Origin of the sequence: Paenibacillus sp. ACRRY, from assembly GCF_022346995.1 — a bacterium.
GTDB lineage: Bacteria > Bacillota > Bacilli > Paenibacillales > Paenibacillaceae > Paenibacillus.
This window is the reverse complement of sequence record NZ_JAKRNM010000002.1, coordinates 622,415-645,512: the sequence shown is the minus strand read 5'-3', so window position 1 is coordinate 645,512 and position 23,098 is coordinate 622,415. Positions and strand designations below refer to the sequence as shown.

General features: G+C 51.5%; 32 protein-coding genes. 1 reads left to right on the top strand and 31 read right to left on the bottom strand.

The window, feature by feature from the left end; translation table 11 throughout:
- Nucleotides 1-390: 390 nt before the first annotated feature.
- From MH144_RS30980 to MH144_RS12130, 20 genes are all read right to left on the bottom strand, one after another.
- A complete protein-coding gene (locus tag MH144_RS30980; RefSeq protein WP_239300142.1) occupies nucleotides 391-990 on the bottom strand; it encodes a phage tail tape measure protein in 600 nt (199 codons plus the stop codon).
- A gap of 293 nt (nucleotides 991-1,283) precedes the next feature.
- On the bottom strand, nucleotides 1,284-1,679 hold the full coding sequence (locus MH144_RS12220; protein WP_239300140.1) for a hypothetical protein: 396 nt from the start codon (nucleotides 1,677-1,679) through the stop codon (nucleotides 1,284-1,286).
- 50 nt (nucleotides 1,680-1,729) lie between these two features.
- Entirely contained in the window at nucleotides 1,730-2,260 is a 531-nt protein-coding gene (locus MH144_RS12215) for a hypothetical protein (protein WP_239300138.1), read from the bottom strand.
- A 57-nt stretch (nucleotides 2,261-2,317) separates the two neighbouring features.
- Complete coding sequence (locus MH144_RS12210; RefSeq protein WP_239300136.1) at nucleotides 2,318-2,650, bottom strand: phage tail terminator protein; 333 nt, start codon at nucleotides 2,648-2,650, stop codon at nucleotides 2,318-2,320.
- A gap of 41 nt (nucleotides 2,651-2,691) precedes the next feature.
- Nucleotides 2,692-2,988 carry a hypothetical protein gene (locus MH144_RS12205; RefSeq protein ID WP_239300134.1) on the bottom strand — a complete coding sequence of 99 codons (297 nt, stop codon included), beginning with the start codon at nucleotides 2,986-2,988 and terminating at the stop codon, nucleotides 2,692-2,694.
- A gap of 107 nt (nucleotides 2,989-3,095) precedes the next feature.
- Nucleotides 3,096-3,416, bottom strand: coding sequence for a hypothetical protein (locus MH144_RS12200; protein WP_239300132.1), 321 nt, complete (start codon nucleotides 3,414-3,416; stop codon nucleotides 3,096-3,098).
- Nucleotides 3,416-3,802 (bottom strand): hypothetical protein, encoded by a 387-nt coding sequence (locus tag MH144_RS12195; RefSeq protein ID WP_239300130.1) that lies wholly within the window; start codon nucleotides 3,800-3,802, stop codon nucleotides 3,416-3,418. Before MH144_RS12195 ends, MH144_RS12200 begins: the two co-directional genes overlap by 1 nt.
- A gap of 15 nt (nucleotides 3,803-3,817) precedes the next feature.
- Nucleotides 3,818-3,964 carry a hypothetical protein gene (locus tag MH144_RS12190; RefSeq protein WP_239300128.1) on the bottom strand — a complete coding sequence of 49 codons (147 nt, stop codon included), beginning with the start codon at nucleotides 3,962-3,964 and terminating at the stop codon, nucleotides 3,818-3,820.
- A 169-nt stretch (nucleotides 3,965-4,133) separates the two neighbouring features.
- Nucleotides 4,134-5,252, bottom strand: a complete 1,119-nt coding sequence (locus MH144_RS12185; RefSeq protein ID WP_239300126.1) for an SU10 major capsid protein — start codon at nucleotides 5,250-5,252, stop codon at nucleotides 4,134-4,136.
- Between the two features lie 65 nt (nucleotides 5,253-5,317).
- Nucleotides 5,318-5,992, bottom strand: coding sequence for a phage scaffolding protein (locus MH144_RS12180; RefSeq protein ID WP_239300124.1), 675 nt, complete (start codon nucleotides 5,990-5,992; stop codon nucleotides 5,318-5,320).
- A 76-nt stretch (nucleotides 5,993-6,068) separates the two neighbouring features.
- Nucleotides 6,069-7,262: an SGNH/GDSL hydrolase family protein gene (locus MH144_RS12175; protein WP_239300122.1), complete on the bottom strand. Its 1,194-nt coding sequence runs from the start codon at nucleotides 7,260-7,262 to the stop codon at nucleotides 6,069-6,071.
- Nucleotides 7,263-8,105 (bottom strand): phage minor capsid protein, encoded by an 843-nt coding sequence (locus MH144_RS12170; RefSeq protein WP_239300120.1) that lies wholly within the window; start codon nucleotides 8,103-8,105, stop codon nucleotides 7,263-7,265.
- The gene (locus MH144_RS12165; RefSeq protein ID WP_239300118.1) at nucleotides 8,105-9,667 is read right to left on the bottom strand and encodes a phage portal protein; all 1,563 of its coding nucleotides are present in this window, start codon (nucleotides 9,665-9,667) and stop codon (nucleotides 8,105-8,107) included. Before MH144_RS12165 ends, MH144_RS12170 begins: the two co-directional genes overlap by 1 nt.
- Before the next feature lie 17 nt (nucleotides 9,668-9,684).
- A complete protein-coding gene (terL, locus tag MH144_RS12160; protein ID WP_343226052.1) occupies nucleotides 9,685-11,385 on the bottom strand; it encodes a phage terminase large subunit in 1,701 nt (566 codons plus the stop codon).
- A 191-nt stretch (nucleotides 11,386-11,576) separates the two neighbouring features.
- Nucleotides 11,577-11,822: a hypothetical protein gene (locus MH144_RS12155; RefSeq protein WP_239300116.1), complete on the bottom strand. Its 246-nt coding sequence runs from the start codon at nucleotides 11,820-11,822 to the stop codon at nucleotides 11,577-11,579.
- A 556-nt stretch (nucleotides 11,823-12,378) separates the two neighbouring features.
- The gene (locus MH144_RS12150) at nucleotides 12,379-12,771 is read right to left on the bottom strand and encodes a phBC6A51 family helix-turn-helix protein (protein WP_275440067.1); all 393 of its coding nucleotides are present in this window, start codon (nucleotides 12,769-12,771) and stop codon (nucleotides 12,379-12,381) included.
- A gap of 93 nt (nucleotides 12,772-12,864) precedes the next feature.
- Complete coding sequence (locus tag MH144_RS12145; RefSeq protein ID WP_239300114.1) at nucleotides 12,865-13,029, bottom strand: hypothetical protein; 165 nt, start codon at nucleotides 13,027-13,029, stop codon at nucleotides 12,865-12,867.
- Nucleotides 13,030-13,492: 463 nt separating this feature from the next.
- Nucleotides 13,493-14,332: a hypothetical protein gene (locus MH144_RS12140; RefSeq protein ID WP_239300112.1), complete on the bottom strand. Its 840-nt coding sequence runs from the start codon at nucleotides 14,330-14,332 to the stop codon at nucleotides 13,493-13,495.
- Complete coding sequence (locus tag MH144_RS12135; protein ID WP_239300110.1) at nucleotides 14,329-14,619, bottom strand: hypothetical protein; 291 nt, start codon at nucleotides 14,617-14,619, stop codon at nucleotides 14,329-14,331. Before MH144_RS12135 ends, MH144_RS12140 begins: the two co-directional genes overlap by 4 nt.
- Nucleotides 14,620-14,837: 218 nt before the next feature.
- Complete coding sequence (locus tag MH144_RS12130) at nucleotides 14,838-15,041, bottom strand: hypothetical protein (RefSeq protein ID WP_239300108.1); 204 nt, start codon at nucleotides 15,039-15,041, stop codon at nucleotides 14,838-14,840.
- Between the two features lie 414 nt (nucleotides 15,042-15,455).
- Between MH144_RS12130 and MH144_RS12125 the strand changes: the two genes are divergently transcribed.
- Nucleotides 15,456-15,665 carry a helix-turn-helix domain-containing protein gene (locus MH144_RS12125; RefSeq protein WP_239300106.1) on the top strand — a complete coding sequence of 70 codons (210 nt, stop codon included), beginning with the start codon at nucleotides 15,456-15,458 and terminating at the stop codon, nucleotides 15,663-15,665.
- Here the strand turns inward: MH144_RS12125 and MH144_RS12120 are convergent.
- From MH144_RS12120 to MH144_RS12070, 11 genes are all read right to left on the bottom strand, one after another.
- Nucleotides 15,643-16,893 carry an HsdM family class I SAM-dependent methyltransferase gene (locus tag MH144_RS12120; protein WP_239300104.1) on the bottom strand — a complete coding sequence of 417 codons (1,251 nt, stop codon included), beginning with the start codon at nucleotides 16,891-16,893 and terminating at the stop codon, nucleotides 15,643-15,645. The genes MH144_RS12125 and MH144_RS12120 overlap by 23 nt on opposite strands.
- On the bottom strand, nucleotides 16,893-17,486 hold the full coding sequence (locus MH144_RS12115; RefSeq protein WP_239300102.1) for a hypothetical protein: 594 nt from the start codon (nucleotides 17,484-17,486) through the stop codon (nucleotides 16,893-16,895). Before MH144_RS12115 ends, MH144_RS12120 begins: the two co-directional genes overlap by 1 nt.
- Nucleotides 17,486-17,959 (bottom strand): sigma factor-like helix-turn-helix DNA-binding protein, encoded by a 474-nt coding sequence (locus MH144_RS12110; protein WP_239300100.1) that lies wholly within the window; start codon nucleotides 17,957-17,959, stop codon nucleotides 17,486-17,488. The genes MH144_RS12115 and MH144_RS12110 overlap by 1 nt, the downstream gene beginning before the upstream one ends.
- 65 nt (nucleotides 17,960-18,024) lie before the next feature.
- Complete coding sequence (locus MH144_RS12105) at nucleotides 18,025-19,185, bottom strand: phosphoadenosine phosphosulfate reductase family protein (protein ID WP_275440066.1); 1,161 nt, start codon at nucleotides 19,183-19,185, stop codon at nucleotides 18,025-18,027.
- Nucleotides 19,185-19,382, bottom strand: coding sequence for a hypothetical protein (locus tag MH144_RS12100; protein WP_239300098.1), 198 nt, complete (start codon nucleotides 19,380-19,382; stop codon nucleotides 19,185-19,187). The genes MH144_RS12105 and MH144_RS12100 overlap by 1 nt, the downstream gene beginning before the upstream one ends.
- A complete protein-coding gene (locus MH144_RS12095; RefSeq protein ID WP_239300096.1) occupies nucleotides 19,363-19,530 on the bottom strand; it encodes a hypothetical protein in 168 nt (55 codons plus the stop codon). The genes MH144_RS12100 and MH144_RS12095 overlap by 20 nt, the downstream gene beginning before the upstream one ends.
- On the bottom strand, nucleotides 19,527-20,162 hold the full coding sequence (locus MH144_RS12090; RefSeq protein WP_239300094.1) for a nucleoside/nucleotide kinase family protein: 636 nt from the start codon (nucleotides 20,160-20,162) through the stop codon (nucleotides 19,527-19,529). Before MH144_RS12090 ends, MH144_RS12095 begins: the two co-directional genes overlap by 4 nt.
- Nucleotides 20,159-20,431 (bottom strand): hypothetical protein, encoded by a 273-nt coding sequence (locus MH144_RS12085; protein WP_239300092.1) that lies wholly within the window; start codon nucleotides 20,429-20,431, stop codon nucleotides 20,159-20,161. The genes MH144_RS12090 and MH144_RS12085 overlap by 4 nt, the downstream gene beginning before the upstream one ends.
- Nucleotide 20,432: 1 nt before the next feature.
- A complete protein-coding gene (locus MH144_RS12080; protein WP_239300090.1) occupies nucleotides 20,433-21,977 on the bottom strand; it encodes a hypothetical protein in 1,545 nt (514 codons plus the stop codon).
- A gap of 23 nt (nucleotides 21,978-22,000) precedes the next feature.
- Nucleotides 22,001-22,450: a 3D domain-containing protein gene (locus MH144_RS12075; protein WP_239300088.1), complete on the bottom strand. Its 450-nt coding sequence runs from the start codon at nucleotides 22,448-22,450 to the stop codon at nucleotides 22,001-22,003.
- Nucleotides 22,451-22,485: 35 nt separating this feature from the next.
- Nucleotides 22,486-23,076, bottom strand: a complete 591-nt coding sequence (locus MH144_RS12070; RefSeq protein ID WP_239300086.1) for a hypothetical protein — start codon at nucleotides 23,074-23,076, stop codon at nucleotides 22,486-22,488.
- Nucleotides 23,077-23,098 lie beyond the last annotated feature (22 nt).

Genomic DNA, 23,098 nt, shown 5'->3' with positions numbered 1-23,098 from the left:
AATAATCTCGCTTACCCTTTGGCTCTGTTTTGGGTCTTACCCAATTCCCGTAGCACTCATTGTTACAGAAAGTGTGCTTTCCTATTTGGGAAGGTTTTCTGAGAAACGTTTTACCGCACGACTCGCAGGTACATTCCAGACTGTTGAAGTTTGGATTTAATTCACCTGCAAAGTACTTTCCGATATTTGCTTTATAGCACTCGTTTGAACAAAAAATATACTTTTGAGTTTTTACTTTATATGGGCTCGCGCTTATCTCTTTAGAGCAACCGTCGCAGTTTCTATTCAAACTACCACCTTCGATCTATTAGAATAAGCGTTGGATGGATTAGCTTTCACCGAATTCACCAAGTGTTTTTAGAACGGCATTTCTGCCGAACTGACCCGAATTTAAGCCATTGCTAAAAAGGACTGCGCGTCAGCCGCCTGGCTTGACGTAAATACCGTAGTCGCACCGAGATCGATCGATTGCTGACGCAGCTTTTCGAACTCTTCGCCTGTTGCACCCGAAATCGCTTTAACCTTCGCCATTGACTGTTCGAAAGTAGCTGCGGTCTGTATCGCTTTTGTAATGACAACAGCCATCGCAGCAGACAACGCGGCATACGCAAGTCCGAGCTGCTTAACTTCCGCACTCGCACCGTTCGCTGACTTCGCGTTCTTTTCGAGTTCGTTAGTAATCTTCGTAATCTCCGCGCTACTTGCGCCTAACCGCTTCATCTCCGCGGTTACGGCTTCGATCTGCTTACGTAAGAGTTCCGGATTGGCCTTCCGTAAGCTTGCGTTGATCTTCTCGATCTGAGCTGCGGAAGCTCCCACTTCGGACAGCCGCGTATTCAGCGCAGAGAAAGAAGAGGACGCAGCTTTGCCGGCATCCCCGAGTTCCTTCGCTTTCGTTTTTGCGCGGTCGATCGCTTGGTTATAACCGCTGACATCTGCCGTAATCGTTGCGCGTATTCCTCCGACATCTACCGTACTAATCGCTATCACCTCTCCTTATCGTCCGTGCCGTAGCTGCCTCCGCATGGCTTCGAATCCTGATTCGTCAAACTCCGCTTTAGTTGCCGCGTTCATGCCGGCACGTTCCCGCAGGCTGCCTATGAGCTTCTTCATGTCGTCGCCGGTCGAATGTTGAACGGACAATGATGTCAGCCAATCCTCCGCATCGACTTTCCGCTTGGCTTCAAGCGCGGTAAAAACGTCCATGACGAAATAGCCCGTTTCAAACTCGACTTGCGTCTTGCCGAGACGGACTGCGCACTCTATGAAAAACTCGTCAATCGTTACTCTGCGTTCGGCGCGTCCGGAGTCTGACCCGCTGCCAGTCCCGCCAGGTTCAGGACGCCCCGCCCGTTTTTTAACAGTTCACCGAAATTGTTCGCCTTCGCTACCGCACCGTAGAACGCCACCAACTCGTCAATGGACGCGTTCTTTTCGATATACTCCTCGTCAATGCCCGTCAGGACGGCCGTCACGCGCACGATGTCGTCAAAGGACTCGCGGATCGCTGCAACGAAATAAGCCGCCTTGTCTCCGGGAGCAGCGGTCATTACACTCACGATGAGCTGCGGTACTGCGTGGATTGAATCGAACAGATCGCGCCATTGTGCAATCGTAATCTTACGTGGCGTTACCGTCCTGCCGCCGATCTTGTATTTGTTCGCGCCGATTAATCGCAATATTATCGCCTCCGTTAAAGTAAAAGCGGCCCCGAAGGACCGCGCGTTATTTATGGCGTTGCCGTGATGGTGCTGTCGCCCAGGATCGCTACCACGCCGTCTTCGTCCGGAGTCGACCGCAGTGTTACGTTGGTGATCCGTTCGTTTTCGTTGTCGTACGCGTAGCTCAGATCCGTTTCGGAGTACGCTTTAGGCAGCGTTACCCAATAGTTCGGATCGTTCAGTTTCGCGAGCGGTTTGATAACGGCTTGCTTCGCGGAATCAATCAGGTTGAGTCCTACGCCCGTTTTCAGTTCGATTTTCGAGTCGGTGCCGTCCGTTACGACGCTTGCACCTGTCATGATTTTCGGAATTACGGACAATTCGTACTCTGCGAACGGAATAGTTACGCTGCAGTTACGGCCGGTGATCCGTTTGCCGACGATTGTCTCGCCCGTTTGGTCCGTAAGCTGATCGCGGTAAGTTGTTTCGGTTGCGAACGTTACGCCGCCGATGGTTGTTTCGAACTTGACCATGTCCGCGCCTGTACCGTACTCAACGATAGCTGGACCGAGTTCGATCTTGGAAAAGTCTTGTGCCATTTATAGGTTCCTCCTCGAATTTGGACATACAAAAAGACGGCCCCGTATGGGAACCGCCTAGATTGTTGTCAGTGTGAAATTAAGGGAAAACATCGTTCGATCATTCGCATCTTTGCCGAGGTAAATCGGAGACGATTGGTTAGCGCGAGATTTAACCACGCGGGTACTTCCGAAGTAAAACTCGTTTTTACTCGCCAAGTCCTCAAATATTGCGCCAGCTATTTGCGTTGCCGTTGCCGGAGACTTAGCGCGTACTAAAACTTGAAACGCTGGCCTCCGCTTACTCGTCCATTCGCTTGGCTCATATCCGCCGCTCATACGCACATAGGCGCAATCATCCGGATTGCCTGACGCGAACTCGTTAGCAACGTAGGTAAACGGGACAGCCACGCGCAGGTAAGCCGTAATATCCGGCACTCCCAGAATCGCCATTACTCCGCCAGCCCCTTTCGGATCGCGTCCGCAATCATGCGTTGATACTTCGACGCGTTCTGCGTGAGCGGATCTTCGAGATACTTCGGCTTCGTTCCGGGCGTGGTCGGATTCTTAAACGTATCCATTTCGTGGACAATCAGCGCGTAGTTAACGCGGTCGCCACTACTGCCGCGCTCATTAACGGAATAGTACACTTCGCCAGTTACTCCGGTAGGACTTACGGTGACTCGTTTACCTGACGTCTCACGGAGCGTACCTTTATCGAGCGGAGCTTCTTCGCGCGAAATGCGCAACAGGTCGTCAATCGCGTCGTCCATTCCGATCTTGGCGGCCGCTTGAACGTTCTCTTTCGAAAAGTCCAGCCCCTTGAAGAACGCACCCATATCGAACTCAATCGACATTACACGTTCACCTCCGTTAAAAGCGGCTTACCGTTGAGCGCCCTCTTTACGCTGATTGCGATTGGCGTATACGTTGTCGTCCGCATATTCTCGTCTGTGTACGTGAGTCGGTCCGAAATATTTAACGAAGGCAACCGGTCGAAGAAGAACGCGCCAACACTGGCGACTTCCTCTCCGCGCTGATTGCGTACTAACTTGACCTCTTCGGAAAAGCGGCATTTCAACGTGTAATCATCGCCGTAGGACGGTTCGTTATAATCTGGATCATAGCTGAGGAATGGCGAGACGATGACGGTCTGACGCAAAGGAATAATCGCCATTACAACGTCACCCACTTCGTCGTCTTGCGCCCTATCTTAACGCCATTCTCCGCGCCAATAATATCGAGCGCAGAATCCGGTATCCACGCTTCCTCACCGTTCTTTGACCAGTCCTTGAACGTAAAGTTCGCGACGCCGGTCACGCCGAATGACGCGACTCCTTGTTGCTGCAACCGGTTCGTATCGTTAAATGCCGTTGCCAGTGCGTTAGCAAATTCGTATACCGCCGCGTCAGGTATCGTATACTTCGGATACTTGTTCGTAAGCACGAAGGAAGCGCGCGTAACAATTCGTTGTTTTTTCGCGTCTTCTGCTTCCGTCCAGTCCTCAATATCGATACAATTCGCGTTGATATAGTCGTTTGCATCCGTTACTGATATTGCCATCCGCCACACCTCCGTTTATTTTGCGGAGGACGTAGCGCTCGCTTTGCGCTTGGTGGTCGCCGGAGCTTTCGCGGGTTTATCTTCCGCGGGCTCTTCGTCCACTTGCGCAGGTTCCTCCGGTTTCTTTCCGTCGTCTACTCGCGTAATCCATAGCGGAGCCAACGAGTCAAGTAGCGCGATTTGTTTCGCGTCCTCCGTTTCGTACGTTCCAAATACCGTAAATTCAATGCCGCCGGAAATTACGTAATGCGGCGCGGCTTTATACTTCGCCACTTTGCGATCACCTCCGATTGTTTAAAGGGCGACCGAAGCCGCCCGCGTTCAATTTCGATTAGGATACGGTTGTGCTGATGTTTTCGAGGATCGCGATTTTCTCGCCGGCATTCTTAACGGTAACGCCGTATTCACCGCGGATTTGACGAGCCACGAAGTCAGCGCCTGGTACGGACGCGTCCATATCGTGTACAGCACGGCCATTCAACGGATCGATGGACAGGATGCTGCGGTCGAACATCGCGATTTTGTTTTTCGGGAAGTTCGGATCGACGATGACAGTCGCAACAGAACCGCCTACGATATCGGACACAAACGTTTGGATCTTGTGGCCGGTAGTTGTGTCAGTACGCTCAGTGCGGATAGTGTCGCTCGCGAATTTCGAGATTTGACGTGCACCAGCGGTATTCGTCAGGATCGTGTTTACGGAGCCTCCGCGTTGGTACACTTTCTCCGCCAAGTTGTTCAGCAACGTAGGTGTGATCTCTCCGCCGGCTGCATTCTCTTTAGCCGCGCCTTTCTTATCAGCGAAGTACAACAGACCGCCTGTCATACGCGGAGTTCCCGGAGCACCGTCGATACGGCGACCGTAGATCAACCAATCGTTAAGCTCGCGTTGCAACTCTTTCAGACGCAATTGAACTTGGTAGTTCAGTTCGTCGTCAACGTTGTAGGTGCGGACAGCTTGTTGCGTTTTGGATACGGCTGCGTAACGCTCGATGATTTGCGTAACGTTGTAATCCACGTAACGATCGTGACCTTCGTCAACGCCAGGCATTGCGCCTTCCAGTTGCGGACGCGCTACGATACGGATTTCGTCACCTGCGGCAATGTCTGCGGCAGTAGTTCCGTCGAATCCACGAACAACCGTGATAACGTCGCCAGCAACAGCGGTAACTTTAAAATACTCTTCGCCGACTACAGCTACGGCATTGACGCGGAATTTCAGACCGTCACCAGACGCGACAGTGATCGAAGTTGCAGATGCTACTGCAGCAGAAGCCGCAACCGCGCGGTTAGAGTTCAGAGAATCCGACATCCATTCGAACTTCGTTTGGTAAATCGGCTTAGTACCGAGACCAATCAAACCAAGCAACGTAGGTTCGTCATCGATAATTAGGGAGATACCTGCTTCGAGCTGGCGTACTTGGTCCTGGAAAGAGTAAGTTTTCAACATATGTTTGTTTCCTCCTTAAATTTGGGCATAGAAAAAGGACCTTGGAATTTTTCCAAAGCCCTGAATTACTTGCTTAATTTGTTTGACAATTCGATTACCTTCGCGAAATCCTTCGACTTCCTTGCATCGCTCAATTGTTGTTCGAGCGTCCTGCGTTCGTCATCTCCCGGATTAGGCTTCGTATCACCGATCGGCTGCGGTTTCTTCGGCGCATCCACGAGATACGGTTTATTCGTTAACAGCGCCTTAACTGCGTCCTCTACGCCGACTGGGTTCCCGTTTTCATCTACGCTAACTGACGTCTTGTCAGCGAGTAAGAGAACGTCATCGAGCGCGTCAGCACGCACGTTCAATTCGCGAGCTACCGCTTTGAACTCCGCTTTAATAAGGCGTTGGTTAGCGGCTGATAATGCGGCCTCTTTCGCCTGCTCCGCTTGTTGTGCGCGTTCCAGAGCTTCGGCCTTTTCGGCTTCGAGGCGTTCAGTTACGGACAACTCCGCTCTTTTGCGCTCCTCTTCAGCCTTTTCGTTTTCGGTAACCTTCCGTTTCAACTCTTCGTAATCCGCGTACTTACTTCGTTCTCTTTTCAGACGGTCCGCGATCATACGATCAACCTCGTCCTGATTAAACGCCTTTGGCTGCGGATCAGCCTGCAGGTCTTGCGGATCGGATTGCGGATCAGGGTCGCCCTCTGCGAACAGTTGCAAGTTTAGCGGGTACTTACGTTGAATATCGGTCATAATCGTATCCTCCCGGTTAGAGCCCGTCGGCTATAGCTTCCGTCAGTTTAACGACGTATCGTAGGTCGTGCGTGGATCAGTAGTTAACCAGCGCGTTAAAAATTGCACTCGCTAGGTCTTGGTGACCGTAGTCGTTCATGTGGATATCGTCACTTGCGATGAATTGAAGCGTATTTTTGGCGAAATTAAAGTCTGCATGCCAGCGTCCAAACGTATCCAAGAAGGCGATGTCGTTCTCTTCAGCGAGCTCTTTATACACGCCGACATACGCTTCCAACGGGATAGTCTGAGATATACCTCGAAGGCCAGCCGGCATGAGTACAACGTCTCCGAATTGCTTTGCCCGAGTGATCAGCGTTTGAGTCTGTTCTTTGAATGTCGCAAGTGGCGTCTGCGAGTTAAAATCGTTAGATGAGTAGCAAATAAGCGTTAACGCCGGAGCCCATGCGTCGATTTCCGCGTACAAAAAGTTCTCGCCTAGTGCTGCGGAAGTTTTTGATCCGGTTACCCCAATCGCGTTTACCCTAACGCCTGCGGTTGCTGCCTTACCCTCGTACGCGCCGATTATCGTTAGCCCGTGAGATGCGGAAGTAACTGCCGTAACAGTGATTACCGCTGTATGCGCGCCGTCCGCCAATCCTGACGCAACGGCAAATGCTTTAGCTGCCGAAGCTGTCCCCACCGTGGTAAACGTCTGCGCGGTGCCTCCGTCGATTGCCACCGAGAAGCTTGCGCCAAAAGTTCCAGTTACGAGCATAAGTGTTAAAGACGTTCCACTGAATGACAGAGTCGCGGTGCTACCTACCGTTGACGATTTTTTCGCTTGAGCTCCAATAATTCCGTAGTTAGCTAGGGCGGCCCATGTACCTGCGAAGGTCCAAAACTTGTCGTAGTGTTGCGGAATGAATCCGCGGCCTACATCCCCGTATTTACTTGCGAGCTGACTGCGTAGGCGTCCGCTAAAACTTTTTACTAGCGAGTTCTGAGTAATCGCCAGATTCCCCGCAACGCCTCCGCCTCCGGAACCGACTCCAACTACGGAGCTACTTCCGATTACGTTGAGATTAGCGATGATATCGCCGTTTGCTACTTTGGCTAGTGCTGAACGCCATCGTGACAAACCTGTTTCTCCGTTGTACAGAAAGCCCTGCTTCTTTCCTGCATCGCCACCACTCTCTTGAAAATCCTGAATAATGTCCCCAAGCTTAACGTCATTAGCTGCGGGGCTGATCAGATTCAATCGTTCTTTGTCGCGATCTGATATTGCCATCTAAATACCTCCCCTAATATTTTCCGGACTACGGACCGGAGATAGTACGTGACGGCAACGAGGGTGAAATATTTCGCGACGAGGTAGATCGCCTACATACGGATAATCTCCGGGAGCATCCGGTACTAACTTGACGATGCGGCCTTCCCAGTTACGACACGCATCTCGTGCGCCATGACTTGATATCTGCGCGTAATATGTTTCGCGTCCGATCGCCTCGTTTATCGTTGCGTCTCGGTGCGCGGAATTAAGTTTCGTACGTGTTACTGTATCAACGTAGACTTCCGGCTTCCAACGCCGTCCTGCCGCGTCAATAATGCCGGTGTCTGTCGCCTGGCCGAGTGTCTTACGGATGCCGGCGAGCGTGTCAGCGTTGATCGTACGGCGACCGTTAATGCCTGACGCCATGTTAGCGCGAAAGGATTCCGCAGTTGCTTGGCGAACGGCCTGGCGGACTCGGCGGTCGATGTTCTGCGTAACAGCCAATAAATCCGCCTGAGTATCCGCAATAGCCGACGCAACCATTTCGCGGTTGATCCGGTTAAACTTAACGATCTTCTCCGCTTCGGCTAACGTATTGGCGACGCCGAGTCCGACGATTGCCCGCGCCACTCCGTCCGTTGCAGCTTTCGGAACATACTCCGCAACCCAGGCGGCCGACTCTGCGTTTATGTCACGCAAAATAGCCGCAATCTCAGCGAGAGCGGCCTTTGCATGTGCGCGTGATATATCGGAAACGTCCAAGCGTGATAATTCCGTTGCGATTGCGAGGATTCCACGTTTGTAGGCGTCGACGAGACGGTTGATATCGCGGTCATAGTTCGGATCAGGAATCCGCGCCATTATACGACTACCTCTTCGTTAAATATCGTGCTGTCGACGGTGCCGTTAACGCGTTTCTCGTCTTCGTCAATCCTGCGCAACATTTCCTCCGCGAGCTTATCATCAACTCCGTCGAGGTACTTAACTGCGTCGCTAACGGACATGGTCGGTTTGGCTCCGGTCCGGATGCTCGCAACCTCTGCGGCTTCTTTCTCGTCACGCGGCAGGCCATCGCGCCAATTAATGCGCGGATAAACAGGTTCGTACGGTTCGAAATCCTGCACGCCGTCATTCGCGAAGTTTTCGAGCTGCATTGCGGTCCAGATTGCGTCGCGAAGCGCTTTATCAACATGCGCGCGTATCCGGTTGACTTTCGCCAGGATCGGCATGAACCGCGCTTTGATTGCGCCGGAGTCCGTGTGCGACGTACCGGTGCCTCCTTTATCCGCGGCTAACGTTGTACCGAACAACCATTGCGGCGTTTCGCTCATTTGATAAACGAGACCGAGCAGAATATCGAGCTCTTTAAACGCGCCGTCAAGCTGCGAGTTCCACGTCATGTATCCGGGCACTACGTCATCTTTACTAACCTCGATATATTTTCCGCCCATACGTACGGTGTTTTCGTCGTTCTCGTCGACTTCCGGTCCGTACGCTGTCGGGTCGCTATGTTTCCAAAGGATATAATCGATCTGTACGAGACGGTCATTAATCGCGGCCAGCACGCTCTCGAGCTTTTCGATTCCGCTGATACCTTCCCAACGGTCGTCGACGCTCTTATACGGAATGTGATGTACGAGTAGCCGGTCAGTTCCCGTCGGGACAACGTCAACCTCTCGTCCGGTATCGACTTTATCTCCGATCGTAAACGTCGCAATCGGCGCTCCCCATTCGGTATTAACGGACTTATCTTCGAGTTTATATCGTTCATAAATGATGTAGCCGGGAACATGCCGCTCAACTTCGAGGTACGGCGTATAGCTTCGGTCGATTCCGGATATAAACCGCACTACGCGACCATTCGTTTCCTCAACCCAATCGATCCACGCGATATTGAACGCTTTGAACTTCTTGCGCGAACCTTTCGATATCTCCGGAAAGACGATATTCGCCGGCACCGCTTCGATAATCGGTTCGAGCGTAGTGTCTGGCGCTGGTAAACCGAGCTCTTCCGTCTCACTGACGTCTGCACGCGTTCCGAAGTACGTTTTGAGGTACGAGTCGCCGCGGTAGCCTCCGCCGATGACGAGTTCGTGCGTGGCTTGAACTAAATCGTTCTCTTCAACGATGGAATCAAGCCGTTCCTGCTCGCGGCTTCCTGCGCCTGTTCCACTTTCGAATGTCGGAGGCTCGCCCGTAAGCAAATCCGCAGGCTTCGTAAGCAAAATGTCCATCAAGTTAACCGCGATGAACAACGTCTGAAGTTGCGGCGCGTGTGGCGTATCCTGCAGAAGTGACGATGCGCGATCGTAAATCTCCGGATGACGTCCGTCAAAGATGATTCGTCCGCGTTTATATCGAGCCAGACGTGGGATGTCGCATTCTGGCGGGTATTGCTCTCCTGTTGTAAATAACTTCGTCAATTCGCGTCCTCCTTCCGTTACATCCATTTTGGCTTATTCTTAACTCTCTTTTTGCCTGATTTCGCAATACTAATAGCTTGCTCAAGGGCATCCGGCAAGTCGTCGTGGCTTCCGGTGCCGTAATATTCGAACTGCTCGAGCAACAACGTATGTTTTCGTGAAAACTGAATAGCGTTGCTCTCGATATCCGGGATCAGCGCTTCAATTCGGAGTTCTTTACGGCTCCTCTGATGTATCTCCTTAACGCGAGTGCCCGCCGGATATCCCGCAGCTCTCAGCGCTTCTTTTAGCTTTTGTACGAAGAACTCTTGCGCCGCCTGCGCCTCTGCCGCGATCGCATTCGGTTGATACCGCAGTACCTTTTCGACAATGACGCGGATAAACTCGTCAGGCTTGACGCGCTCCCCATACGCATCGATTACGTACTTCGTTCCGTTCTTCTTATGTCGCGCGATCGTAACAATTGCGGAATAGTCGCCGCGTTGTTTCCCCATCGCAAAGTCAACGCCCATGTAAACGTCAAATACGTTAGCAGGCGGAGGATACTGCGTCAAAAGCTCGCGTACATCCTCGTTGTCCCAATACGTAAACGACTCCGGATTGAATATCATCGATTCCTCATCGACGGGATTATTCATATACTCCGTGTTGAACGCCTTCGCTCCGTTATCCCACTTCCACGTCATCAACTTCCATATCGGCTGTGCTTCCGGCCACAGCACGACAGCTCCGCGGTCCATCTCTTCGCGGTTTGCTTCGTAAAGGGCTCGTGCATCTTTAGCGCGCTCATCTTTCGGACGGTCCGGATCTTTATAGACGAGGTGGCACGCTTCCCACAAGTCCATCCTCGCCGGCCATTCGATGATTGCACGATAGACGCGCGATTTGAAGTCCGAACGGTTGTATAAAACGTCAACAAGGAGCGCTTCGTGATGGACCGTTGTTCCCATATAGATAAACGCAGTCTTTTTGCCGCGCGGATCTCCGAGAGGTACGACAGTCTGCGCGAACCAGTCCTTTAGCTTCTTCCGCAGTTCCGGAGTCGCCGCGTTAGACTTGATGTCCTCCAAGTCGTCACATACGATCAAGTCCGGCCGCACGCCGTTCCAGTTACGTCCACGGAGCGCCTGGCCCGTTGATGCCGCCTCTACCTTCGTAAGTAGCCGTTTAGTGCCGTCTTCGCGCGGCTCCCATGCGATAAACTCCGAGCTGTTGTCCTTCGGATTCTCTTGTTGCTTCGGACTTAGCAAAGGACCGAAATCCGCACGTAACTTCGCGTTACTCTTAAGCTGCATCGCAATCCAATCGAGGTTCGCGGACGATACCGCAGGCGTCTCCGAGATGATGATCTCGTATTTACGCTTCCTGTACGTAATCTCCCGTATCGGCATCGCTTTTGATAAATACGTGGATTTCGCGTGAGAACGGGGCGCCGCCTCCGCTACCTTATCGTTTGTATGAACGTTGCTTACATCGTCCATTAGCGCGCAAATCTCACGGTGAAATGCAGGCGCTTCGTCGTACTCCGTAATATCGAAGCCGTCCCAATTTCCGTCGTTGCCTGGATTCCGCGCTTCTGAGAAGTACTCAAGCGCAAATTCGATCAGATTCGTTTCACAGCGGTGAATCCGTTCCAGCCGTTCATATTCCGCAAGCTGTGCGTCAATATCCGCCGCGTCTTCCGCTGAAAGGTCAGCGATATCTACGCCTTCGAGCACGTCAAGTAACGCGGTCAGCTCGTTAAGTTTCGCTGCGCGTTCGTCCCGTCCGATCCATTTTCCGTTAGTCCATGCGATAGATATCGCCTCCTTTCGTAGTTACGTGGAATTTACGTGGATTTAGAGTGTTTAAGCGTTGGCCCTGACGGATACACTCGGAATAGGTGAAACGCGCTATTAGCACGGTGATTTTACGGTAAAATCCATACGGCATCATGCGCCATTGTCGGACGGAGCACCTGACGGAACCATTCGTCGTCATCGCGCAGTTTAGTTAGCGAGATAACTGCGCTTGGTCTGCGTCCGTTATGGTTGAGTCCGCAGAAGAGATGTCCGCGTTGATACGCTTGGATTTTAGTTGCGCGGGTAGCTTGCGGTAATGCCTCGTTCAATGCGTCAGCCTCTTCGCGAGTTTCCGTAATGATCAACGTGTACATTCGCACCCTCCTCCGTAAAGTCCAAACGTTATTTTTGATACGCGGATTGTAAATGTGCCTGATGAGGCGGTCGGCGAAGGGGGCCTTGGGGGTCGCGCCCCTCACCCAGATACCTTCCGTTATTCATCTGCGTTGCATAATCGCAAGCCTTCCGTTTATTCATCGTTATGCGCAGACATGTGCACAAAATCCATATACGGTGCAACAGTACGATCCGCAAACCCGCGCCCCGCCTACGTTCACGAGCGTTGCATAATCACGCGTTATACATCGCATATACATTTCCAGTTATTAACGCGTACAACCCGCAGTACTATGCGGATTATGCCCGTTAGTAGCTGGAAGAGTATACGGTCATTTCCCGTACCCTTCCGCGCACTATATACGGCCGTTATACAGCGGTAAATTAGCGTCATGCATAAAACTTCGTACGCTAACGTAGTGAAGACGAAAAGATTCGGAGAGGCTGCGCGTCAGGAGCGCGTTGTAGGTAAAACGCAGTCCCAGTCGGAACCCGTCGCCTACCCTCGCGCATTTCCCTACATATAATGGCGCACTATTCCGCCTCATCCGACTTTACCCGTTTGATCGTACTAATCCGCTGCATCAACGCATCCAGATCGGTAGCTCCGTTGTCCTTCGTTTCCACTTCGACCTTATCCGTAAGCAATCCGTTAATCTGTAGCGCAAGCTTCGCCATTGCTGCGTTACCATCCCGTATAGCAATCGTAGATAACGACTCGATTAGATCCGGTAGCTTATCCTGGCTATTGCGGACCATCTGACGTTTTAACTCCGCTTCGAATACGGGGTTCTTCTTCCACTCGAATAACGTAGATCGGTGTACTCCGATTATCTCCGCAAGCTCATCGTATGTCTTACCACCGCGCTTAGGTTGTGCCATCCAAGCGATAGCATCGTACTGTTCCTGCGTTAATTGCTTCGCCAATATTACGTCCTCCTTCCGTGTAATTAACGTTAATAACGCGCCTTCCTACGCTCAGGCAAGGCGTAAGATAGACGCGCTAATACTACGGTGATTCTAAGTGTTTCCTGCGTTCTCTTCCGCCTTCATCCGCGCTAGATAATCCGCTTTGTTAGCGTCTATATAAGCGATCGTGTCCGCTAAAGTATGCGTATCGTCTTCCTCGAAGTTTAACGTGTGTTCTACGTAACCACACGGAATTAGCGTTACTGTTACGTCCATATTAACGTTCTACCTCCGCTCACTTAGCGTTCGCTTAACGTAATTGAATCCGCGTTATTTTGTACTACATGAGATACTTCGAAGAGTATGCTTCATGTTTCTTACAAGCAAAGGTTTGAGCTCTAAACATTGACTTCGGCCGGCGGCCTTGCCACCTTCGCCTATTCGGCTCAGGGAAATGTAATTGATGACGCGCTATTCCTTTACCTTAATGATCCCGCGAGGTTTAGTTTGCGAAGCAAAATCAACCGAAGCGGTAGTAAGTTACGATCTCGATTGGTATCGATTTGGTCACATAGCTTCGTAAATAACCCCTTTAGTAACTGCGCGGACACTACAAGACTAAGATATAATTTAACCCCTAAAACGCCGGAAAGCCGCGCCACTCTAAGGTGGAACGGCATTTTCCGATGTACGAATAAGGTTACCTTTTTCGCTAAAATGTACGAATAAGGCTACCTTTTTACGCAGCCTCACCGTTAAACATGGCGATGAGCAACGCGCTTGGCTCCTTCGTACTACGGTAGAATACGAACGGATTGAACACGAACTTGCCCGCCTCGCCCTGCACTTTTACGCGCGCAACGATCGGAACACCACCCACGTTGATAGCCGGTAGCCGTTTCGATAGCGTCTTTTCGTGAACTCCGATAGCCTCCGCCAGTTGTTTAACGTTAAACCACCGTATACACCGCGCGTCTCTTTCGAAAGGATTTGCGCACAGCGCATTACTCTCGAAGTGGACAAACTGTAACATGCGATATATTAAGCCGAGGTCAGCCGCCTTGTTCTCGCGATATGACCGTTTTATCATCGTTGAATACGTTCGGACAACGCTGCGATTATTAGTTGCTCCGCGGAAGTGATAGCGCGGATTAACGTAGTAAACTCCGTCATCGTCACGTGTAATTATCGAGTTTTCTTCGCATTTGCCCATGAAATCGTAGAATGTCTGACGTTTACGCTTAAGGCGTAGAACTTCGAGTATTTCCGCGGTTTTCATGGCGTCACCTTTTGCGTTAACGAGCTTACCGTTATCAAAGTCAACGTAGCACTGAAGTAGGAGTAGATATCCGCATTGTGCCGTAGTAAGAACGTCGATGATCTCGTGTAGCTCATGCATATCAGCGAAAGTAAACTCCGCTTGGCGACCGATGAAGTCTTGCCGTTTGCTATGCGAATCGTATTGCGCAATACTTACGACTTTGTGCGTATCAGCTCGCCCATATACGAGTGCCTCGCCCGTTTCCGGATCGTAAGCGGAGCCTGTTCCGGTAAACGCAATGTGCTCAGCGGTACTCATCGTTCAGCCACCGCCTTTTGCGCCTGTTCAAGCTCACGCAATGCCTGCGTAGCCTTCTTAGCCTCGCGTTGAATCGCTTTGAGACCGGTTAATGCCTCCGATACGTCTACGTTGATGCGCGCGCTGATTTCGTTAATAGCCGCCATAATCACGTCACTCCTTCGAGTAAAATATTCGGAGAAAAGTACCTTAAACCTCCGGTTGTAACGTATAGCCGTAAAACAGACCAAAAAACAACCTTCCCGGAAGGATTTTACGCTAATTTGCCGAGTTATTTTCGTGCCCAAAGCGGAGACACGAAAAAGACCGGATTAGCTCCGGCCCCTCTTAAATATTATCCGCAATATCTCGCGCCACCTACGCCTAATTCCTGTCTGCCTAACGATCTTCCGAACATCAACGCGCTTTTTCATCCGTCACCGCCGCTTTTACCTCGACCCACTCACCGCCTGCCGCCCGTACATAACTCCGCCCACCCATCCGTTTTCCTACCGCAAGCATCCTCTTATTCATCCGCAAGTACCTCCTTACGCGCGTCATTGAGATTACGTATCTTCGTTATTTTCTGCGTGGCTGTGTAATCTGCGTCATTTACGATCGATTCAACCATGCCGACGAATGTTGCGTGGATCAGCGCCCGGCGTCGGTCAGGCGCGTCATCCTCCGTGTAACTGTTGCGTAATATTGACGCGTATGTCGCTTTGCTCATCTGCGCGGCACCTCCCGGAAATATTCGTTAACCTGGCGCTCAAGTAACGTATGGCCGCGGATAATCCAGCGAGTTTCGTCCGTGTAAGCAGACGGCGTTGTCATGCGCGCGATTCCGTAACTACCTCGGCGGAAGTTAAACTTTGCGAAAGGCTTAACGCATTGTACGCGCTTGGTCGGTGTGTTAGCGTTGCCCGTGCCGGCACATCCGAAACAAGTGTACGTGGAGTTATATCGGCCGGTTCCGTCGCAGCGTTCGCACGTCTTCGTATCAGTCAAGTGGCAACCCTCCTTAGACTCGTTTAGCGTGTCTTTTGTTGAACTAAAGATACCACAGACTCGTTTAGAGTGTCAACAACAATTTGACACGTTTTTCGAGTCGCGATAAAATCGCATTATAAACGGAGGTGTAACGATGCAAATACGCTCAAATCTGCGCCAAATTATCGATCAGCGCGACATTAAAATAAAAGAGCTCGCGCGAGCAATTGACTACCGCTTCGAATCGGTACGGATGATGTACCACGACGAAATGGAGCGCTATCCGCGCGAGCTATTAACGAAGATATGCGTTTACCTAAACGTTAATATTGACGAACTCCTTACGCTGCGAGAGGCGGAGTAATTTCCGTCTCCCTTGCGTAATATTCCGCTACAATTCGATCCTGCCACGTAAAGTCAAACGAAGACTCTCCGTTAATCTCACCGCCGCGTCCTAGCGTAAGCACGTTCCAATACGCCATGTTTCCTACCTTTTCGTTCCATTTCTCATGCTCCGGAATCTTTACGTTAAACGCGTGGAATAAATCCGCGGACTTCTCAATACCGTCAAACGGTCCGACGGGATCGGTATTCTCGCGCATTAACGTATTCTCGAACGCTTCAATTAACTCGTCGAGCTGCGTTTGACCGTCGCCCCATTTATCAGTAGAATTGCCGTCCTTGTCGTATCCAATATCATTAATCTGCGCTTGGAGTACCGGCATTTGTCCTTCGAACCAGAACGTATCAGACACGCCCTCCTCCGCTTGTTTAACGATGTCTAACGGGCACCTAGAACTGCCTATCTGCGAATACTTTACGTATACTTTACGCGTGTTAGGTGTAGTCTTGCGTAAGATGTGTATATCCGTCGGAATTGATGTACCGGTTAACGCGAACGTCGTGCCCGGAAGTTCTATGCTAGCGATGTGCCAACATGTTTCACGCATTAGTTCGCGTATTTTAACCATCAGAGAAGTTTGCCCGATCCCTTTTGGAAGCACGAACGCAATGTACCCGCCTGGCTTAGCGGCTTTAATCGCCAGCTCGATAAACGCGGATTCCGACTTCCCTTTCGCGCGTCCTTTCGTAATCCTCAACGTCTCGTATTCATCCGGAAGATCCTCTGCCGCGATATCAATCGACACGCCATACGGAGGATTACCGATCACGTAATCGTAATAGTCTCGTAGGACATGACGGAAAGCGTCGCCCTGTATAACATTAGCGTGCGGATAGATTAGCGACGTAACCTTTGCGCTAGTCTCATCGAGTTCTAGCGCGGTTATCTCGGCGTCTTGCGGCATATGCTCGATAAAGACTCCGGAGCCGGCCGAAGGTTCGAGAAAGCGCGAGCCTGGCGCAAATTCTCCGCCAGAAAGCCCGCGTAAAGCATCGATAACAAACCGCGCAACGTGAGTCGGAGTATAAAACGCGCCGCCCGCGTATGCATTCGGGAGAAGTCCGCCTGTTGATGTGTAGTTTTCGCGTAGAAATGCGACGTCCTCTTCCGTAATTTCATCGCGCGGTTTCGCTACAATCGCCATCGATTTAACGTTGCCGTCCCACCGCTTACGATCCGCTTTTCCCATTAAGCCGCCTCCTGTACGTAAATTTCGGTTTCCTCGCGTACAATCTCCGTTTCATTCATCGCACCCATCTCGTTAGCCCAACGCTTGCCAATTCCGACGCAATTAACGAAGGGCTCCGTAAGCTCGCCGCCATTTTCGTAAAGGTTATACGTAACGACTGCGCCGGGAGATGTATCACGTTTGTATTGCGCCTTACGTGCTGCATTTTTTGTACGAATACCACGGTCCATATATGCGTTTTCCCATTTACTACGCATACGCTTTTTCCGCGGCTTATGATCAATTCCGTCTGCGCCCATGTTCTCTGCTACCCATAATGAAACTTCTTTGTCGTGCCGTCGCTCAAACTGGCGATCACTCAGAAAAGGGTACTCGTTGTGCTGAATCTTGTGTGCGTCCATGTCTGACAGTTCCTCTTTTAGGATCAGGTTAGTCAGGCGCTCAAGTGCGTCAATATCCGGACGCTCTCCGTTAGCTTCTATATACGAATCGGTTAGCGCTTCAACCGCGGCCATTCGCTCACCGCGATCCTCGATATTTGCTTCCGACAACTCTGTAATAACTTCGTGAAATGCCCATTTATAGTTCTCCATTAGGCCGCAACCCCTTCCGATTCGTGTTCACTATCTTCCGTATATTCAACGCTAACCTCACCGTACTCCCACCGCTTATAAACCTCCGCCATCTTCTCCGCCGCATCATTGATCAACTTCGCGACGCCCTGCTGCGTGATCCCCATCTGACGCGCCGCCTCCGCCTGTGTAACGTCAATTCCGTATACGAACGCAATGGCCTCCGTCTGCCTATCCGTTAAGCTTGCGCTGTTAATTGCGCTGTGTAAATCGACGAGGATGTCACAGGCGGCATAATCTCCGCGAAAGCGCGCGGAACTAATCCGGTGGCGATCGCGTAAAAGCGCCTTAACTCCGACCGCGTCGTTTAGCGAGTATTTAACGTTGTAGCTGTGTGAACCCTTTTCGATATCAATTTTGACCGAACCCATACGCAAATCCGCTCCCTTTTTACGATGAGAAGGCGCAGGCCATACGGATAATCTCGCGTTCACAAGACACCGTCGAAGCCTGCCGCAACTCTATCGTGAATTATTTGAATACTTACGTTTTCATACAATTAAGCGGACTTTTTCTGACGCTGCTTAACTACGCCTACTCCGTCAAATACGCACGGCTTCCATTCGATGACGTCTTCTAGGCGGTCAAGCACGGCCTCTTCGGTCTTTTCCGTAATAATTCCAAATCCGTTTAGCTCATCGAGCAATTCACGCCGCTGATCCTCGGGCATCTCTGCGATAAGAACGCGTGCGAATCCGAGCTGGAACAGCATCGAGCGGTATACTTTCGGAAACGTTGTCCGCAAGTACCGGAGATATCCGCGCTTAATCGGAATTGGACACGCCATACATCCAGTACGCGGCATGAATACGTTGTAACCTTTCGCGACCAGGTACTCCGCAGTCACACGGTCAACAACAACGTCCTTACCCGTGTAAGAATCGTCGATCACCGCGTTCATATCGTAAATCTCGTTGTACGGCATATCGTGCTTGCGAACGTAATTCCAAACGTCCTCTTGGCGGTTGTTTCCGTAGTTGAACGAGTCTGATAGCGCGGTCCACCACAGTATCGGGCGGCAGACCCACGTTTTCCACGTATGAGACGAGTAAAAGAGATCACCGTCGCGGCGTGCGCTCATCCAACGTTGGCGAGATTCACCGGCGCGAACTCCGTTAAACATAATGTGCCATCCGTTTTCCTTAATCGCCTTCTTCATCGGCTTGTGTTTGAGCGCGCCGCAACACTTCTCTACGACCGGTTCCTTCTCACCTTTGCCGCCGCTGCGGTCACCTTTACGTTTGAATAGCGAGTCGACTCCGTTTTCTTCGTAAATCTTGCGTAGAGTCGTCGTCGGGCGCGCCTCAATTAAGTTAAGCGCCCACTCTTCCGTCATGCGCTTTGCGTACGCGCGGGTTTGCGGATATTCGTTGAGCGTGTTATTCCAAACGACGTCGAACGAGATGCCCAGCTCTTGGGAGACACGTCGAACGAGATGGAGCGTTAACATCGAGTCAATTCCAAACGAGCACGATACGACTACTTTTAACTCGGCCCCATATCGTTCGCGCCCAGCGAGCAGTGCCTCTCTTATTAGGTTGAGTGCGCGCTGTTCTTTCCAATCTAAGCTCGCTGTTTTGTGCCACTCCTCCGCCTCAACGATTCTCTCTTTAGGAATTCGCGTGTTAGATGTCGTTAGATCACCGTAATATGTCTGCATTAAACCGCTCCTCTCGTTATCCCCAACTCGTTCTCTACGTACTGAACCTCGCAAAATCCGTCATGTGTCTGCGCACCGCTTGCGTAAGATGTAACGGAATGGCAGCGCTCAATCGGCTCGCCGCAGTAGGCGCAATAACCGACGATCTCCACACGCTCATCTGGCGGCTGGAACCGGTCATAGTTCGTGCTCATCATCAGCCGCCACCTCCTCTTTCCGCTTCTGCAGCGGAGTCCGATCGTCATATTCACGTCCTTCTAACGCGTCGATCCGTCCGTTTACGTAGCCGGCCTCGTACCCTTTACGCCACTCTTCCGCGATGTTAAGCGTCGTTTCGGTACTCATTCCGGCCAGTCACCGCCCAGGAACGCGCTCTTATCCGGCGAGCGCAGTGAGTCGATGATATCGTCAATCTGCGCATAAAGCTCCGACAGCCCTGCGTCATTCGTAACGGTAAAGTCTGCCGCGTAATCATCAAGCGCCGTTTCCGTGCCGTGCGCGAGGTCACGCAGGTTAAAGCGGTCGCCGGACGAGACGGCGCGCTGGATACGGAGGGCTTCCGGTGCTTCTACGCGGATGAGGACGTAATTACTACGTTTGAGTGCGCCATATTCGTTGGGCTGGCGAACGTCCGTGATTGCGTAGCCTGCCGGACTCTTGTACTGTGCGAGTACGTTTCCGTCTTTGTCGTGAAACGCCCAACTGTTAAGCGCGTGTATCTTCGCTGTTTTCGCGATCCTATCGAGGCACTTCCGTACCCATACGTCAGGATCACGCTCCCGAATCGCCTGGCCGAACCATTGGTAGCCTTCGCGTGGCTTTGCGTCAGTCTCGCCGAACAATTCGTGATAATAACGTTTTAGTTCGTCACCGAATGCGAAGCGCGAGTATCCGTACTTTGATGCGAGATAATCGGCCGCTGTGTCCTTTCCGCTACGAAGACGTCCAATTAAACCGATGTTAGGTAGCGTAGTCATTCCGCAATCACCTCGTTTTCAGGATGCAGATCAAACGCATCAAGAACGGAGCTCATATTCGTTTGAGAACGTTGCGCTACCGTACCTTGCGTAAGATTCTCCGCGCTGTACCACGACGCATATACGCCGCCTCCTGACGCGCCTGCCATCGCCTTCATTACGGTGCTGAACCGGACTCGATCGCCAATGAGCCAATCTGCGAATGTTTCTGCGCGTGTCTTACGTTTGATTCCGGTGATTACATAAACTTCGCTATGCAATCGGATCATATTACGCCACCTCCTTCCGCGGCTCTGCGCTGTCTGATTCGCGCGAGTCGTCTAGAACAGTTAACGTACATTTGTCGTCGAAATATCCGTCGGACAGCCAGCATTGGTCGCCTTCGATCTTTGTTAACGTTAATACTTCCGTATGATCGTCTCTGTATGCGTTCGTCCACCTAACGACATCCCCAACGCGAACCTCAGTCGGATTTGGCGCTTCGAAATACTCCGGAGGAATTGGTTGATTGAGCGCTTTTCTTAGCGAAATTGCGCGTCCGAGGTGTACGTTAAACACGTCATCCGGACTGCAGACCGCCCGACCAACCGCGTACACTTTCCGAGAGTTTACACCGCGTAGAATAGCTGTAACTTTGCGCTTATCTCGAGTAACAACGAACTCTACATCACAGATACGACCGAGACGTGTGCGCGGCTCTCTAAAGATGTAATTTCCGTATCCGTTCGATAGTTCGTTTAGGTCCTGCTTCGCACGCTTAACGATGTCATCGCGTCTTCTCTGGCGCGCTTCCTTCGCACGTTGCGCAAGGTCCGCGGTAACTTCCGCAACTGTTACGGACGTCCGTTCATTTATACTCTGCGCAGCCTTAGCGAACGCGTCCGCAGCTTCCTGCGCTCTAACTCCTACGCCAGAGAACCGCGGAGCAATAGGCGGAGTCTCCAACGCTGCCACGCGTTTCTCAAGCGAAGCCACTCGCGTCGTCAACTTCGCGATAAGTTCGGCCGCTTGGTCCGGCGCGGTCTTATCGGAGAGGAGCGGCGCAGGTTCGGCGGAAGTCACCGGTTCGAGTACGCGAAACTTAGCGCCTACGGTTCCGTACTCTCCGTCTAAATAGTTGATCACGAGGTCCGACGCATATTCTGCGCGTTTATGAAACGGGATCACCGAGCCTTTTTCGTAGAATTCGCTACCTTCCGTAATAAGTACGGAGTCGCCCACCGCAGCTCTCCGATCGACCATGCGGAACCTTTCGCCGTTGATGCGGATGATGTCGGTCTGTTCGAGCGTTACGTACTCATGCTGCTCAACGTACATCTCGCTATCTTCCGTTCCATCTGGACGGATGTTAATTTCATGCATGCCGTCCGAGGAAATAACCGTATGGATTTCGCCATTATCGTAGCCCCACGTGCCACCATTAATGTCGTACTCTGCGGCTACGATCTTAATCCGCTCACCAGCACGGGCCTTCCGCTTAACCTCGCGATACTCACGTTCGATCCCGCCGAGGCTTTCGTCTTTCAGTACGGTAATGTTACCCAAGCTTCGCAACCCCTCTTCGATAATAAGATAACGTTCATTGTGCGCGGTCTCAACGACCCAGATCGGTTCAGGATATATGCCGTTCTCGTGGTGTCCAGTAGCTAGAAGTTTTACAATATCGCCGTTAACAAGTCTTCTACGCGTATCTTCGTCATCGTACTTCACAGCCGCGTCCGGATATCCGAGCTTGTGCGCCAGCCCTACGTATGACGAGAACGCTTTTCCTTTATGGGTAACTACCGCTTGGCTTCCGATCACAAAATTCGTCATATACAAATCCGCTCCCTTACCGTTTAGTTTTCGATTTTAACGCGTACTTTCTGGCGGCCGAACTGGCGCGCTTCCTTTTCCGTCGCGACTAATACGTCAAGCTTGCGGCCTTTAATCAAACCTCCGGTGTCCTCCGCGATTGCCGCGATCTCCGTTCCGTCTGCCAAACGGATTGTGAGCGGTGTATGCAGCGGAATCACGCGAGGATCTACGGCTACGACGCGGCGCCCTTCGTATGTGATCGTGTTGCGTACGTCTAGTTCCGTAAAAGTAAAGCCGGTGCAACCTTCGGAACACAGTGCGATATAAGCGGTCGCTTCGAACGTTGTCCATGCGTTCGACTCCGTCTCACTTATCGCTTTACTCTCCGCCTGTTCCTTCGCAGATTTGCCTGTTACCTGCGAAGTTTTGGCGGGTGGTTGCGGCGATTCGTTCGGTGGGATTCCGTTAATAGCGCTGATTCCAATTGACATTGCGATGATGATTTGCGCGATAGTATTTAGCGAGATTACTCCGCCTCCTGTCTGCCGAAATGTGCGTCAATCTTAGCGATGAGTAAAGCGCGGGCTTCGGTTGGCGTGATTTTGGTTAGCGATGCAACCGCGAACCATTCGCCTTTGTCGCCTAAAACGCTGTCTCCACAGAGAGGGTAGTTCGTATCGTTCTTGATCCGCATTATTTTAACGATGTCACCTTCGTCGAAATCATCGACTGACGTAATATCTGTAACCCGCGCATAATCTCCGACTGTCAACCGCGATTCCTCGGCGAGCTGCGCTTCGAGTTGCGCGATTTCGGACGTGAGAGTTGCGAGTTGGGTGCGTTTGGCTGCGAGGGTGTCTGACGATGCTACAACCTTACGAAATAGTACGTTCTCGTCGGAGTCGTAATCGTGGTAGTCTCCGTCTTCGTCGCAAAGTCTTCCGCTTCCGTTAAGCACGTAGTAAGCACCTTCGGGAAGAAACGTGTAATTCTCGACATTCCTTACGATATCTCCTTCTTTAGGCTGCGGATAAAAATCGGTTTCCTTCTCATAACGCGCCCCACCGTACTCGATAACGTCCTCCGATACCGTCAAAACACCGTTCAATTTAGCCATTTAATCCGCTCCTTTATCGTTA